The sequence below is a fragment of the Streptomyces sp. NPDC093568 genome, assembly GCF_044764945.1.
Taxonomy (GTDB): domain Bacteria; phylum Actinomycetota; class Actinomycetes; order Streptomycetales; family Streptomycetaceae; genus Streptomyces.
Window position 1 is genome coordinate 61,505 of the sequence record NZ_JBIWJD010000013.1, and the last position, 13,311, is coordinate 74,815.

Annotated in this window: 14 protein-coding genes; 7 read left to right on the plus strand and 7 right to left on the minus strand. The window is 71.7% G+C overall.

Translation table 11 applies throughout. The annotated features are described in order from the left end of the window. The first annotated feature begins 133 nt into the window (after positions 1-133). Entirely contained in the window at positions 134-1,360 is a 1,227-nt protein-coding gene (locus ACIRD7_RS36615) for an acyl-CoA dehydrogenase family protein (protein ID WP_403460195.1), read from the plus strand. A gap of 78 nt (positions 1,361-1,438) precedes the next feature. On the opposite strand, the gene ACIRD7_RS36620 is transcribed toward ACIRD7_RS36615, so the two are convergent. From ACIRD7_RS36620 to ACIRD7_RS36645, 6 genes are all read right to left on the minus strand, one after another. Then, the gene (locus tag ACIRD7_RS36620; protein WP_403460196.1) at positions 1,439-1,822 is read right to left on the minus strand and encodes a VOC family protein; all 384 of its coding nucleotides are present in this window, start codon (positions 1,820-1,822) and stop codon (positions 1,439-1,441) included. Between the two features lie 60 nt (positions 1,823-1,882). Then, positions 1,883-2,116 carry a DUF6213 family protein gene (locus ACIRD7_RS36625; protein ID WP_403460197.1) on the minus strand — a complete coding sequence of 78 codons (234 nt, stop codon included), beginning with the start codon at positions 2,114-2,116 and terminating at the stop codon, positions 1,883-1,885. A gap of 25 nt (positions 2,117-2,141) precedes the next feature. Beyond that, a complete protein-coding gene (locus tag ACIRD7_RS36630) occupies positions 2,142-3,536 on the minus strand; it encodes an NADP-dependent succinic semialdehyde dehydrogenase (protein ID WP_403460198.1) in 1,395 nt (464 codons plus the stop codon). 76 nt (positions 3,537-3,612) lie between these two features. Beyond that, positions 3,613-4,086 (minus strand): NUDIX domain-containing protein, encoded by a 474-nt coding sequence (locus tag ACIRD7_RS36635; RefSeq protein WP_403460200.1) that lies wholly within the window; start codon positions 4,084-4,086, stop codon positions 3,613-3,615. Further along, positions 4,083-5,630 (minus strand): ATP-dependent DNA ligase, encoded by a 1,548-nt coding sequence (locus tag ACIRD7_RS36640; RefSeq protein WP_403460201.1) that lies wholly within the window; start codon positions 5,628-5,630, stop codon positions 4,083-4,085. The genes ACIRD7_RS36635 and ACIRD7_RS36640 overlap by 4 nt, the downstream gene beginning before the upstream one ends. A 101-nt stretch (positions 5,631-5,731) precedes the next feature. Continuing rightward, positions 5,732-6,655, minus strand: a complete 924-nt coding sequence (locus ACIRD7_RS36645) for an NAD(P)/FAD-dependent oxidoreductase (RefSeq protein WP_403460202.1) — start codon at positions 6,653-6,655, stop codon at positions 5,732-5,734. A 77-nt stretch (positions 6,656-6,732) separates the two neighbouring features. On the opposite strand from ACIRD7_RS36645, the gene ACIRD7_RS36650 reads away from it, so the two are divergent. From ACIRD7_RS36650 to ACIRD7_RS36675, 6 genes are all read left to right on the plus strand, one after another. Beyond that, positions 6,733-7,320 carry a helix-turn-helix domain-containing protein gene (locus ACIRD7_RS36650; RefSeq protein WP_403460203.1) on the plus strand — a complete coding sequence of 196 codons (588 nt, stop codon included), beginning with the start codon at positions 6,733-6,735 and terminating at the stop codon, positions 7,318-7,320. Positions 7,321-7,403: 83 nt separating this feature from the next. Beyond that, on the plus strand, positions 7,404-8,381 hold the full coding sequence (locus ACIRD7_RS36655) for an NADPH:quinone oxidoreductase family protein (protein WP_403460205.1): 978 nt from the start codon (positions 7,404-7,406) through the stop codon (positions 8,379-8,381). Then, the gene (locus ACIRD7_RS36660; RefSeq protein WP_403460206.1) at positions 8,378-9,559 is read left to right on the plus strand and encodes an acyl-CoA dehydrogenase family protein; all 1,182 of its coding nucleotides are present in this window, start codon (positions 8,378-8,380) and stop codon (positions 9,557-9,559) included. The genes ACIRD7_RS36655 and ACIRD7_RS36660 overlap by 4 nt, the downstream gene beginning before the upstream one ends. After that, positions 9,556-10,641 carry an acyl-CoA dehydrogenase family protein gene (locus ACIRD7_RS36665; RefSeq protein ID WP_403460207.1) on the plus strand — a complete coding sequence of 362 codons (1,086 nt, stop codon included), beginning with the start codon at positions 9,556-9,558 and terminating at the stop codon, positions 10,639-10,641. Before ACIRD7_RS36660 ends, ACIRD7_RS36665 begins: the two co-directional genes overlap by 4 nt. Before the next feature lie 194 nt (positions 10,642-10,835). After that, on the plus strand, positions 10,836-11,699 hold the full coding sequence (locus ACIRD7_RS36670) for a phosphatidylinositol-specific phospholipase C/glycerophosphodiester phosphodiesterase family protein (protein ID WP_403460208.1): 864 nt from the start codon (positions 10,836-10,838) through the stop codon (positions 11,697-11,699). Positions 11,700-11,824: 125 nt separating this feature from the next. Beyond that, entirely contained in the window at positions 11,825-12,019 is a 195-nt protein-coding gene (locus ACIRD7_RS36675) for a hypothetical protein (protein WP_351194149.1), read from the plus strand. A gap of 28 nt (positions 12,020-12,047) precedes the next feature. On the opposite strand, the gene ACIRD7_RS36680 is transcribed toward ACIRD7_RS36675, so the two are convergent. After that, positions 12,048-13,283 (minus strand): phosphodiester glycosidase family protein, encoded by a 1,236-nt coding sequence (locus tag ACIRD7_RS36680; protein ID WP_403460209.1) that lies wholly within the window; start codon positions 13,281-13,283, stop codon positions 12,048-12,050. Between the last annotated feature and the right edge of the window lie 28 nt (positions 13,284-13,311).

Genomic DNA, 13,311 nt, shown 5'->3' on the forward strand with positions numbered 1-13,311 from the left:
GCAAACTAACACTCAACATGCTGCATCCATCGAATGGGCTCTCGATGGGTCATCGGGAGTTGACTTTACCTACTAGCCAGTAACAAACTAGGGTTACCGCTAGTAACACGCACGTACCGCCGCTGGAGGGGACATGGCCGAGTTCACCATGGAGCTCAACGACGAACAGAAGGAGGTACGCGACTGGCTCCACGGCTTCGCCGCCGATGTGATCCGCCCCGCGGCCGCCGAATGGGACGAGCGTGAGGAAACTCCCTGGCCGGTCATCCAGGAGGCCGCGAAGGTCGGTATCTACTCGCTCGACTTCTACGCCCAGCAGTACTTCGACCAGACCGGGCTCGGCATCCCGATGGCCATGGAGGAGCTCTTCTGGGGTGACGCCGGCATCGCCCTGTCGATCGTCGGCACCGGCCTCGCCGCCGTCGGCGTCCTCGCCAACGGCACCGAGGAGCAGATCGGTACCTGGGTGCCCCAGATGTACGGCGACGCCAACGATGTCAAGCTGGCCGCCTTCTGCTCCTCCGAGCCCGACGCCGGGTCCGACGTCGCCTCGATGCGTACGCGTGCCGTGTACGACGAGGCCAAGGACGAGTGGGTGATCAACGGCACGAAGACCTGGGCGACCAACGGCGGCATCGCCAACGTCCACGTGGTCGTCGCGGTCGTCGACGCGGAGCTGGGCTCCAAGGGGCACGCGTCCTTCATCATCCCGCCGAACACGCCGGGTCTGGCGCAGGGCCAGAAGTTCAAGAAGCACGGCATCCGTGCCTCGCACACCGCCGAGGTCATCCTGGACAACGTGCGGGTGCCGGGCTCCTGCCTGCTGGGCGGCAAGCAGAAGCTGGACGAGCGGCTGGCGCGGGCCCGTGAGCGGGCCAAGGCGGGCGGCGAGCGCGTGAAGAACGCCGCGATGGCCACGTTCGAGGCCTCCCGGCCGGCGGTCGGCGCGATGGCCGTCGGCACGGCCCGTGCCGCCTACGAGGTCGCCCTCGACTACGCGATGACCCGTGAGCAGTTCGGACGGCCGATCATCGACAACCAGGGTGTGGCCTTCCAGCTGGCCGAGATGGCGACGCAGATCGACGCGGCGCGGCTGCTGGTGTGGCGGGCGTCCTGGATGGCCGTCAACGGCAAGCCGTTCACGGCGGCCGAGGGGTCGATGTCGAAGCTGTTCGCGAGTGAGACGGCGAAGAAGGTGACGGCGCAGGCCATACAGATCCTGGGCGGCAACGGCTACACGCGGGAGTACCCGGTGGAGCGCATGCACCGGGACAGCGCGATCTACACGATCTTCGAGGGGACGAGCGAGATCCAGCGGCTGGTGATCGCCCGGACCTTGTCGGGGATGCCGATTCGGTAGGCGCCGCAGGGATGCCCGCGCGATGCGGTCCGCGGAAGCGCGGGGCCGCATCGCGGCGGTGGGTGATGCGCCGCGCCGTCAGGAAGTCATGGCCGCTCGGTCGGACTCGCTGCGCAGCACGCAGAATTCGTTGCCTTCGGGATCGGCGAGGACCGCCCAGCCGGAGCCGTCGGGATTGCGGCGATCGGCGACAAGGGTGGCGCCGAGGCCCAGCAGCCGTTCCACCTCCTGCTCGCGCGAGGTCTCCGGGCGCAGGCACAGATGGATCCGGTTCTTGACCGTCTTGGCCTCGGGCACCTGGTTGAAGTGCAGTACCGGGCCCTCGGCCAGCAGCACCTGGATCTCCGGATCACCCGGCTTGTCCTCCGGGTGCAGCGGCCGGCCGGTCACCCCGCTCCAGAACAGGGCCAGCTCATAGGCATCCGCACAGTCGATCGCCACGTTCTGCAATACCGAGACCATGCGCGCGAGCCTTCCGGATTTCCTCCCCGGACGCCACCGGGTTGCGCTGGTCACCCGCCCCTACGGCGTCCCGCTGCTGTGCGCGATGCACGCCACGTCGATCCGGTCGGCGAGTTTCGCGAGCTCGATCGTCAGCGCGGCCACGGTGTCCTCGTCGAGCCCGTCCTCCCCGGCCTCGACAAGGTGCAGCCACCGACCACCCACCGTGCGCAGCAGCTTGCTCACATCGGACGCAGCCACCTGCAAGGTCCCGCGGTCATCGACGATCAGCGGCAGAGTAACTTCGCGGTTCACACCCGGGATCGTAACCGCGCGGCGCTCACGCACCCTGCCAAACCGTAGTGATGTTGCAGAACTCGCGGATTCCGTGCCCCGACAGCTCACGGCCGAATCCGGACCGCTTCACTCCGCCGAACGGGAACGCCGGATGGGACGCCGTCATCCCGTTGACGTACACGCTGCCAGCCTCCAGATCCCGCACGAAACGGTCCACCTCGGCATCGTCACGGGTCCACACATTTGAACTCAGACCGAACAGGGAGTCATTGGCGATCAGCACCGCCTCGTCGAGGTCGGCCGCCCGGTACAACGTGGCGACCGGGCCGAACGCCTCCTCCCGGTGGATCCGCATCTCGCGGGTGATCTCGGCGAGGACCGTGGGCGGGTAGTACCAGCCGGGCAGCTCCGGGCGCCGCAGCCGGTGGCCGCCGCACAGCACCGCCGCCCCGCTGCGCCTGGCGTCGTCGACGAGTTCCTCCAGGTCCGCCCGGCCCTGCTCGCTCGACAGCGGGCCGACCTCCGTCTCCTCCTGCATCGGGTCGCCCACCACCAGCGCCTTCATGCCTTCGACGAACCGCTCGGCGAAGGCGTCGTAGACGTCCGTGTGCACGATGAACCGCTTGGCGGCGATGCAGGACTGCCCGTTGTTCTGCACCCGGGCGGTCACCGCGATCCGCGCGGCGCGGTCGATGTCGGCCGACGGCATGACGACGTACGGGTCGCTGCCGCCCAGCTCCAGCACCGTCTTCTTGATCATCTCGCCGGAGGTGGCGGCGACCGCGCGGCCCGCGGGCTCGCTGCCGGTCAGCGTCGCCGCCTTGACGCGCTCGTCGCGCAGGATCTCGTCGACCTGCCCGGAGCCGATCAGCAGGGTCTGGAAGCAGCCCTCGGGGTAGCCCGCGCGATGGAACAGGTCCTCCAGGTAGAGGGCGGTCTGGGGGACGTTCGAGGCGTGCTTGAGCAGGCCCACGTTGCCCGCCATCAGGGCCGGGGCGGCGAAGCGGATCACCTGCCAGAGCGGGAAGTTCCACGGCATCACCGCGAGGACCGGCCCCAGCGGGCGATAGCGCACCCGCACGCGCGAGGCGCCCGAGTCCTTCACGTCGGAGTCGGCCGGCTCCTCGTCGGCCAGCAGCCCCTCGGCGCGCTCGGCGTACCAGCGCATCGCCTTGGCGCACTTGGCGGCCTCCGCGCGGGCCTGCTTGATCGGCTTGCCCATCTCGGTGGTCATCACCCGGGCGATGTCCTCGGCGTCCCCGTCCAGGAGATTCGCCGCCTGCAGCAGCAGGCGCGAGCGGTCGACGAAGCTCGTCGTCCGGTAGGTGCGGAACGTCGCCTCGGCGAGTTGAAGCCTGCGCTCGATCTCCTCGTCGCCCATGGCCTCGTACGTCTTGAGCGTCTCGCCGTTCGCCGGGTTCACCGTCGCGATGGGCATGACCGACCTCCTGGGAGCGGACTGTTGCTTCGACCTTCCCGCGCGGCGGTGGCTCCCGCAACGCGTGTACACCTGCTCAGGCCGAGTGCTCCGCCAGCCGGTCGAGAAACGCCGCCTGGGCCTTGACCACGACCTCGCGCGCCCGGTGGAGATCCAGCCATCGCACCCGGTCCAGCTCGGGGAACTCCTGGGTCCGGCCCGAGCGCGGCGGCCACTCCATGACGAAGGTGCCGGGGACCACCGTCGCCGGGTCGAGGTCGGCCTCGACGGCCCACACCGTGACGATCTTGCCGCCGCTCTGCCGGACCTCGCCGAGCGGTACGGCCTCCCCGTCGGGCGGCGGCAGGCCCAGCTCCTCCTGGAACTCGCGGCGGGCCGCGTCCCACGCGGGCTCGTCCGGCTCGTACTCGCCCTTGGGGACCGTCCACGCCCCCGCGTCGCGCTTGGCGAAGAACGGGCCGCCCATATGGCCGAGCAGCACCTCCAGGCCGTCATCGGTGCGGCGGAAGAGCAGCAGGCCCGCGCTGCGCCGCTCGCGGGCCGGGGTCACGGCCTGACCTCCGGATGGGCGGCGAGCAGGGTCTCGACGGTGTCGGCCTCCTCGGGTCGCTTGTCCTCGCGGTAGCGGACCACCCGGGCGAAGCGGAGGGTTACGCCGGCCGGGTAGCGGGTGGAGCGCTGCAGACCGTCGTAGGCGATCTCCACGACCAGCTCGGGGCGCACGGTCACCACCCAGTCGCCGCTGTCGCCGCTGTCCACGGCGAGCTGCTGGAGCCGCTCGGTCTGCCAGGTCAGCATCGCGTCGGTCATGCCCTTGAACGTCTTGCCGAGCATCGCGAAACCGCCGTCCGCCGTACGCGCCCCGAGGTGCAGGTTGGAGAGCTTGCCGGTCCGGCGGCCGTGGCCCCATTCGGCGGCCAGGACCACCAGGTCGAGAGTGTGGACGGGCTTGACCTTCAGCCAGGAGGCGCCGCGCCGGCCCGCGCTGTAGGGGGCGTCGAGGGCCTTGACGACGACGCCCTCGTGGCCGCGTTCCAGGGTCTGGGCGAGGAAGTCCTCGGCGCGGGGGAGGTCCTCGGGCCCGGACACCAGGGCGCGGCGCACCCGCATCGGCTCGGGGACCAGCCGGGCCAGTTCCGCGTGCCGTTCGGTGAAGGGCAGGTCGAGCAGGTCGTGGCCGTCGACGGACAGGGCGTCGAAGAAGACCGGGGAGACGGGGACCTCCCTGGCGGCCGTCGTCACGTCCGCGCGGGAGCCGACGCGGCCCGCGGTCTCCTGGAAGGAACGGGGGCGGCCCGTGTCGTCGAAGGCGATCACCTCGCCGTCCAGGATGAAGCGCTCCCCTCTCAACTCCAGTGCGGCAGCGGTCAGTTCGGGCAGCCGGTCGGTGATGTCGTCGAGGGTGCGGGTGTAGAGCCGTACCGTGTCGCCCTCGCGGTGGACCTGGACGCGGATGCCGTCGAGCTTCTCCTCGACCGCGCAGGCGCCCAGCTTCCCGACCGCCTCGGACACCGAGGACGCGGTGTGCGCCAGCATCGGCAGGACCGGGCGGCCGACGGTGAGCCGGAAGCGGGCCAGCGACTCGGGTCCTTCCGCGAGGAGCGCCTGGGCGACGTTCTGGAGGGACCCGGCGAGCATCACCGCCCGCCGTACGTCGGCCGGCGGTGCCTGCGTCGCCTGGGCCAGGCCCTCCACGGCCACGGCGTCCAGGGCGCCCTGCCGTACCTCGCCGGTGATCAGCCCGAAGAGGAAACGCTGCTCGTCATCGGTCGCCGCGCCCATCAACTCTTCCACCAGCCGGGCGCGTTCGGCCTGTGATCCGGCGCCGGAGACCTTGCCCAGTTCGGTGAGCCGGGCGTCCACCTCGCGGACGGTGAGGGCCGGTTCGGCGGCCGGTGGGACCGGGCGGCTCAGCACCTTCCAGCCGATGCCGAGCCGTCCCTGCGGGAGGCGGCCCGCCAGGTACGGGATGACGATCGGTACGTCGTCCGGCTCGGCGTCCCGGAACAGTTCCGCCAGCAGGGCGATCTTGCGGGAGCGGGCCGAGGTCGCGGCGACCTCCTGGGACACGTGGGCGAGCCGGGTCAGCAGCATGCAGCCCATGGTGCGACGGGCTCCGCCGGATTACACGTCGACGAAAGGGTTGCTTTTCGTCTGCGGCGCCGTTGGGGCTCGTCGCGCAGTTCCCCGCGCCCCTAGGGGGTTGCGTCGAGGTCTGCCATGAGCAGCTCCCCGTTGATCGTGGCGCCTGCCCGGTAGCCGCCTGCCGCCGAGTTGATGACCTGCTCGGAGAAGCCCATCACGTTGCCGACGGCCCAGACGCCGGGTACCGAGGTGAGCCCGGTGGGGTCGACCACCGGGTACGCGCCGAAGGGGGTTTCCTGGAACTCGGCGCCGAGCTGCTCCAGCAGACCGTTCTGCGGTACCGCACGGGGCGCGACGAACAGTGCCTCACGCGCATACACCGTCCCGTCCGCCAGCCGCACGCCCGTGAGCCTGTCGTCCTCGACCACCAGCCCGGCGACCGCACCCGGGACCACCTTCACCCCGGCCGCCGCCAGCCTGCGCCGGTCCTCGTCCGAGAGGTCCGCCTCGGCGACCTCGTGCAGGAAGAAGGTCACGTCCTTCGACCACTGCGACACCATGAGCGCCTGGTGCACGCTCAGCGCGGTGGTCGCCAGCACGCCGAAGGCCTGGTCGCGGACCTCCCAGCCGTGGCAGTACGGGCAGTGCAGCACGTCGTTGCCGAAGCGCTCGGCGACGCCGGGGACGTCGGGCAGCTCGTCCCTGAGGCCGGTGGCGACGATCAGCCGCCGCGCCCGGACGCTGCGGCCGCTCGCCAGCGCCACCGTGAAGTCGCCGTCCCGGGTGACGTCGACCGCGCGGTCCCGGACCAGTTCGACGCCGTAGCGCGCGATCTCCTCCCGCCCGACGGCCAGGAACTCGGCGGGCGGCATGCCGTCCCGGGACAGATAGCCCTGCATGTGGGCGGCGGGCGCGTTGCGCGGTTCGCCCGCGTCGACGACCAGTGTGCGGCGCCGGGCGCGGCCCAGGACCAGGGCGGCGGACAGCCCCGCCGCGCCGCCGCCGACGACGATCACTTCATACGTTCCGGTCAAGGTGACCACCTCCACCACGACCGTGCCGCGCGCGGTACGGCATTGACAAACAAGTTTGCCGAAACTGCAATGGCAGTATGAGTACCGACGACGTCCTGGCGGGTGTGGGCCCGAGGCTGCGGCAGATGCGCAAGGAGCGGGAGGTGACGCTCACCTCGCTGTCCGAGGTGACCGGCATCTCGGTGAGCACCCTCTCCCGGCTGGAGTCCGGCCTGCGCAAGCCCAGCCTCGAACTGCTGCTGCCGATCGCGCGGGCCCACCAGGTGCCGCTGGACGAGCTGGTCGGCAACCCTGCCGTCGGTGATCCGAGGGTGCGCGCCGCCGAGCCGATCGAGCGCCACGGCCGCAAGCACTGGCCGCTCACCCGCCAGCCCGGCGGCCTCCAGGCCTTCAAGGTGCTCGAACCGCAGCGCTCGCTCCAGCCGGAACCGCGTACGCACGAGGGCTACGAGTGGCTGTACGTCCTCTCGGGCCGGCTGCGGCTCGTGCTGGGGGAGCACGACGTGGTGCTCGGTGCCGGGGAGGCCGCCGAGTTCGACACGCGGGTGCCGCACTGGTTCGGGTCGACGGGGGAGGGGCCGGTGGAGTTCCTCAGCCTGTTCGGACCGCAGGGGGAGCGGATGCATGTGCGAGCGCGGCCGAAGCGGAGTGCCGAAGACGACTGACGTCAGCTGTTCCCTCACGGCAAGCGACCGCTTAGTATGCGAACCGACCCCGGTCAGACGAAGCAGTCCCGTGGAGGCCCCGCATGCAGGCATGGCAAGTGCACGAGAACGGCGAGCCGAGCGAGGTGATGCGCCTCGCGGACGTCGAGGCGCCCGCGCCCGGCGACGGCCAGGTCCTGCTGAAGGTGCGCGCCGCGAACATCAACTTCCCGGACGCGCTGCTGTGCCGGGGGCAGTACCAGGTCCGGCCGCCGCTGCCGTTCACGCCCGGCGTGGAGATCTGCGGCGAGACCGAGGACGGGCGCCGCGTCATCGCCAACCCGGCGCTGCCCTTCGGCGGTTTCGCCGAGTACGCCGTCGCGGACGCCGCCGCCGTCCTGCCCGCGCCCGAGGCGCTGGACGACGCCGAGGCCGCCGCCCTGCACATCGGCTACCAGACCGGCTGGTTCGGCCTGCACCGCCGGGCCGGCCTGGAGGCCGGCGAGACGCTGCTCGTCCACGCTGCCGCAGGAGGGGTCGGCAGCGCGGCCGTGCAGCTCGGCAAGGCGGCCGGGGCGCGGGTCATCGGTTTCGTGGGCGGCGCCGACAAGGCGGCCGTGGCGCGGGACCTGGGCTGCGACGTCGTCGTCGACCGCCGCTCCGAGGACGTCATCGGCGCCGTCAAGGAGGCCACCGGCGGCCGGGGCGCCGACGTGATCTACGACCCCGTGGGCGGCGAGGCCTACGCCCAGTCCGCCAAGGTCGTCGCCTTCGAGGGCCGGATCGTGGTCGTCGGCTTCGCGAGCGGCCAGATCCCCAGCCCCGCGCTGAACCACGCCCTGGTGAAGAACTACTCGATCCTCGGCCTGCACTGGGGCCTGTACAACACCAAGAACCCGAAGCTGATCCAGCACTGCCACGAGCAGCTCACCGAGCTGGCCGCCCGGGGCGCCATCAAGCCGCTGGTGAGCGAGCGCGTGCCCATGGGCGGGGCGGCGGCCGCCGTGCAGCGGGTCGCCGACGGCGTCACCACGGGGCGCGTCGCGGTGATCCCGGGTCTCACCGAAGGAGGAGCGGCATGACCGACGCCGCCGAACTGCGCCGACGCACGGCCGAATTGCTGGCCGCGCATCCGCCGGCCACGACCGACCGCCTGGACTTCCTGCGCGCCCGCTTCGACGCGGGGCTGGCGTGGGTGCACTACCCCGAGGGCCTCGGCGGACTCGGCGCGCCCCGCTCGCTCCAGGCCGTCGTGGACGCCGAGCTGGAGGCCGCCGGCGCCCCCGACAACGAGCCGCGGCGCATCGGCATCGGCCTCGGCATGGCCGCGCCGACGATCCTCAAGTACGGCACCGAGGAGCAGAAGCAGCGCTTTCTGCGGCCCCTGTGGACCGGCGAGGAGGTCTGGTGCCAGCTCTTCAGCGAGCCCGGCGCCGGATCCGACCTCGCGGCGCTCGGCACCCGCGCCGTGCGGGAAGGGGACGACTGGGTCGTCAACGGGCAGAAGGTGTGGACCTCCAGCGCCCACATCGCCCGCTGGGCCATCCTCATCGCCCGCACCGACCCGGACGTGCCCAAGCACGCCGGCATCACCTACTTCCTGTGCGACATGACCGACCCCGGCGTCGAGGTCCGGCCGCTGCGCCAGATCACCGGCGAGGCCGAGTTCAACGAGGTGTTCCTGACCGACGTCCGCATCCCGGACGCCCGGCGCCTCGGCGAGATCGGCGACGGCTGGAAGGTCGCGCAGACCACGCTGAACAACGAGCGCGTCGCCATCGGCGGCATGCGGCTGCCCCGCGAGGGCGGCATGATCGGCCCGGTCGCGAAGACCTGGCGCGAGCGCCCCGAACTGCGCACCCACGACCTGCACCAGCGGCTGCTGAAGCTGTGGGTGGACAGCGAGGTCTCCCGCCTCACCGCCGAGCGGCTGCGCCAGCAGCTCGTCGCAGGCCAGCCCGGCCCCGAGGGCGCCGGCATGAAGCTCGCCTTCGCCCGCCTCAATCAGGAGATCAGCGGCCTTGAGGTCGAACTCCGGGGCGAGGAGGGCCTGTTGTACGACGACTGGACCATGCGGCGTCCGGAGCTGGTGGACTTCGTCGGCCGCGACGCCGGCTACCGCTACCTCCGCTCCAAGGGGAACAGCATCGAGGGCGGGACCAGCGAGGTCCTGCTGAACATCGTCGCCGAGCGCGTCCTGGGCCTGCCGTCCGAGCCGCGCACCGACAAGGACGTCGCATGGAAGGACCTGGCCCGATGACAACACAGCGCGACCTGTTGTACTCGGAGGAGGAAGAGGCGCTGCGGGCCGCCGTACGGGACCTGCTCGCCGATCACTGCGACGCGGCCGGTGTCATCGCGCGCGCCGAGTCGGACACGCCGTACGCCCTTCAGGCCTGGAAGGCGCTGGCCGACGGCATGGGCCTGGCCGGGCTCCTGGTCCCGGAGGACCGGGGCGGCCAGGGTGCCACGCACCGCGAAGTCGCCGTCGTGCTGGAGGAGTTGGGGCGCGCGGTCGCTCCCGTGCCCTATCTGACCAGTGCCGTCGTGGCCACCGAGGCGCTGCTCGGCTGCGAGAGCGACGGGGGTCTGCTCGCCGAGCTGGCGTCCGGGCGGAAGATCGGCGCCCTCGCCGTCGCGCTGAACGTCCTACCCGGCGGCGCCTACAAGGTCGTACGGCATGAGGGCGGCACCCTGCACGGCGAGCTGACCGGCATCGCGGACGCGGCCGTCGCCGATGTGCTGCTCGTTCCCGCGGACGACGGCGGTCTGTACGCGGTGGACGCCGACGCCGTCACCGTCACCCCGCAGCCGTCTCTCGACCTGACCCGGCCGCTGGCCACGGTCACCCTGGACGGGGCGCCGGGCCGGCTCCTCGGGGACGCCGAACCCGCCGTACGACGCGCTCTGCGCGCCGGTGCCGGGCTGCTCGCCTCCGAGCAACTCGGGCTCGCCGACTGGTCGTTGACCGAGACGGTCCGCTACCTGAAGGACCGCAAGCAGTTCAACCGTCCGGTCGGCGGCTTCCAGGCGCTCAAGCACCGGCTCGCCCAGCTGTGGCTGGAGGTCGTCAACCTGCGGGCGGCGGCCCGCGCCGCCGCCGACGCGCTCGCCACGGGCGAGGACGTCGACGTGGCGGTCGCGGTCGCCCAGGCCTACGCGGCGCCCGTCGCCGTGCACGCCGCCGAGGAGGCGCTGCAACTGCACGCCGGTATCGGGATGACCTGGGAGCACCCGGTCCATCTGTATCTGAAGCGCGCCAAGGCCGACTCGATCGCCTACGGCACCGCGGGCGCCCACCGTGAGGCACTGGCCGAACTCGTCGACCTCCGCGCCCCCTGACGTACACCTGAGCCAACCCGGCGAAAAGCCCGCCCCACCTGGGGCGGGCTTTTTCGTGTGCGCTGCACCGGCGAAGTGAACAGGGGGCGGCGGTCCGGCCAACTCACCGCTCAGCTCTGCTGTTTGGGGCGTACCCGATCGCATACTCACAGCGGTCCCCACACCCCGATCCGTCCCTGCCAGGGAGGCAGAGCATGGCCCTCACCACCCGTCGCAGAGCCCTCACCACCCTCGGCGCCGCCCTCACGGGCGCGGTCGCCCTGCCCGCCACCGGCGCGCTGGCGGGCGAACGGAAGCGCCGCCCGCGTCCGTTGTGGCGGGCGCACGCCCACAACGACTACGAGCACCCGCGCCCCCTCCTCGACGCCCTCGACCACCGCTTCGGCAGCCTCGAAGCCGACATCTACCTGGTCGGCGACCAGCTCCTGGTCGCCCACGACCCCGAGGACCTCGACCCCGCCCGCACCCTGGAGTCCCTCTACCTCGACCCGCTGGCCGCGCGAGTCAAGGCCAACCACGGCTCGGTCTACCGGGGTTACCGCCGGCCGATCCAGCTGCTCATCGACATCAAGACCGAGGGCTCCTCGACGTACCTCGAACTCGACAAGCACCTCGCCCGCTACAAGCGCCTGTTCACGACGTACGCCCACGGCCGGGTCCTCCCGGGTCCGGTCACCGCCGTGATCTCCGGCGACCGTGCCGCGCGCACGCCGATGGAGGCGCAGACCGTCCGTCGCGCCTTCTACGACGGCCGCCTCAGCGACCTCGGCACCTCCGCGCCCGCCTCCTTCGTCCCGCTGATCAGCGACAACTGGACCCGCAACTTCACCTGGCTGGGCGTCGGCGCCTTCCCGGACGCCGAGCGGCGCAAGCTGCGCGGCATCGTCGACGCGGCGCACTCCCGTGGGCAGCGGGTGAGGTTCTGGGCCACGCCCGACGTCGCCGGACCCGCCCGGGACGCCCTGTGGGGCGAGCTGCTCGCCGCCGACGTGGACTTCCTCAACACCGATGACCTCGCCGGTCTGGAGGCCTTCCTCGACGCCCGCCGAACGGACTAGCGAGAGCACGCGGGACACCACACGTTCGGAGGACAGGTCAGCCGCCCGGACGAACCCTCCGCTACGCCACACTTGCGGCCGAACGCCGTGAACCGGGCAAGGCGGCGTGGCGGAGGAGGGTGACGATGGCCATTTCCATCTCGGTGGTGCTGCTGCTGTTCGTGCTGGCGGTGATCTTCGTGCGCAACGGCGGGCTGAAGATCACCCATGCGCTGGTGTGCCTGCTGCTCGGCTTCTATCTGGCCAGCACCAGCATGGCGCCCACCATCAGCAGTGGGCTGACGGCCACGGCGGACATCGTGAGCAGCCTGAGACCGTGACCGTCAGCCGGGGCGGCGCGCGTGACGCTCAGCCGGTCGAGAAGACGCCGATCCCGTTGGGGACGGGGCGTTCGCGCCCCTCGGTCGGGTGGTTCCGTACGGATACCGCCGTCGCTCCCGGCGCCTTGGCGACCAGCGTCGACGAGCCGCCGCCGTCCAGGCTGAAGGCGTCGGCCGAACCCAGGTCACGCATGACCGAGGCCACTTCCGCGATGGTCAGACCCGTCCGGTACGCGGGGGCGCCGTCCAGCGCGAGCAACAGCAGGCGCCGGCCGCCGGCCGCGATGCCGACGGCGGTGCGCACGGCCGAGGTCCGGTCGTCCAGTCCCGGCAGCGGCAGGCCGTCGTCGAGCACCGGGTAGCCGCCGAGCGCGAAGCGGTACGGGATCCGTGACGACGACGCCACCAGCCGGTGCCGGACCGACACCGCCTCGCCCTCGAAGAACTTCCGCAGCTGCTGGGCGCCTGCCTCGCGGCCCACCAGGACGGTGGTGTCCGGGGCGATCGGGCCGCTGCCGGGGGTGTCGGCGGTCGACACGACCTTGCCGCCCCGGACCGTCACCTCGAAGGTGTCGGTGCTGCACGGAGCCGCCCGGTCCGTGTCCGTGCCGCACGTCGGGCGCACCCGGGACACGCTGCCCCACTGGGACGTGAACGCCCCGATGGAGCCCACCGGCAGTGCGTACTGGTTGAGTCCGCCCAGCGGCAGACTGCCCTCGGGCGTGCGGATCGAGCCGTCCAGGCTCAGGCCGTCAAGGCGGGCCCGGCGGTCGATGCCCACACCGAACACGTCCTTGGTGCTCCTGCCCGGCGGCAGCGCCGGCCCGAAGCGCTGGCCGTCGGGGACCGCCGCCTTCAGCGCCCGGCCGTCCGCGATCACCGGTCCCACGCTCGCCCCGGTCGCCTCGACACCGGGATGCTGGGCCTCGCTGATGTTGAAGAAGTCGCCGTTCACACCGGCCACCGCGCCCTGTGCGGTCGCCTGCCGGGAGACGGTGGCCCGCGCCGCGGCCGCTCCCGGGTAGAGCAGATCGAGGTGTACGCGCGGATCGCGCAGATCGACGGTGAGGACGTGGGCGTGCGCCGTGCCCCTCGCCGCCGGGATGTCGAACTCGTCGTAGGTGACACCCGGCGCGACCGGAGTGCCCTGCGCGGCGCCGGCCGGTGCCGCCCCCGTCAGGGCGGTACCGGCCAGCGCGCCGAGTGCCGTGAGCAGCGTGAGAGCCGCTCTCGCTGATACGAAACGTTTCTGACGAAGCGTCACGAACGCCCCCTGAGGTCTCGTCAAATGT

Bases quoted from the DNA above. Each gene is read 5' to 3' on its own strand.
- ACIRD7_RS36620 (WP_403460196.1), bottom strand. From the start codon at position 1,822: ATGGTCTCGGTATTGCAGAACGTGGCGATCGACTGTGCGGATGCCTAT.
- ACIRD7_RS36670 (WP_403460208.1), top strand. From the start codon at position 10,836: ATGGCCCTCACCACCCGTCGCAGAGCCCTCACCACCCTCGGCGCCGCC.
- ACIRD7_RS36640 (WP_403460201.1), bottom strand. From the start codon at position 5,630: ATGCTGCTGACCCGGCTCGCCCACGTGTCCCAGGAGGTCGCCGCGACC.
- ACIRD7_RS36655 (WP_403460205.1), top strand. From the start codon at position 7,404: ATGCAGGCATGGCAAGTGCACGAGAACGGCGAGCCGAGCGAGGTGATG.
- ACIRD7_RS36665 (WP_403460207.1), top strand. From the start codon at position 9,556: ATGACAACACAGCGCGACCTGTTGTACTCGGAGGAGGAAGAGGCGCTG.
- ACIRD7_RS36615 (WP_403460195.1), top strand. From the start codon at position 134: ATGGCCGAGTTCACCATGGAGCTCAACGACGAACAGAAGGAGGTACGC.
- ACIRD7_RS36675 (WP_351194149.1), top strand. From the start codon at position 11,825: ATGGCCATTTCCATCTCGGTGGTGCTGCTGCTGTTCGTGCTGGCGGTG.
- ACIRD7_RS36650 (WP_403460203.1), top strand. From the start codon at position 6,733: ATGAGTACCGACGACGTCCTGGCGGGTGTGGGCCCGAGGCTGCGGCAG.
- ACIRD7_RS36630 (WP_403460198.1), bottom strand. From the start codon at position 3,536: ATGCCCATCGCGACGGTGAACCCGGCGAACGGCGAGACGCTCAAGACG.
- ACIRD7_RS36660 (WP_403460206.1), top strand. From the start codon at position 8,378: ATGACCGACGCCGCCGAACTGCGCCGACGCACGGCCGAATTGCTGGCC.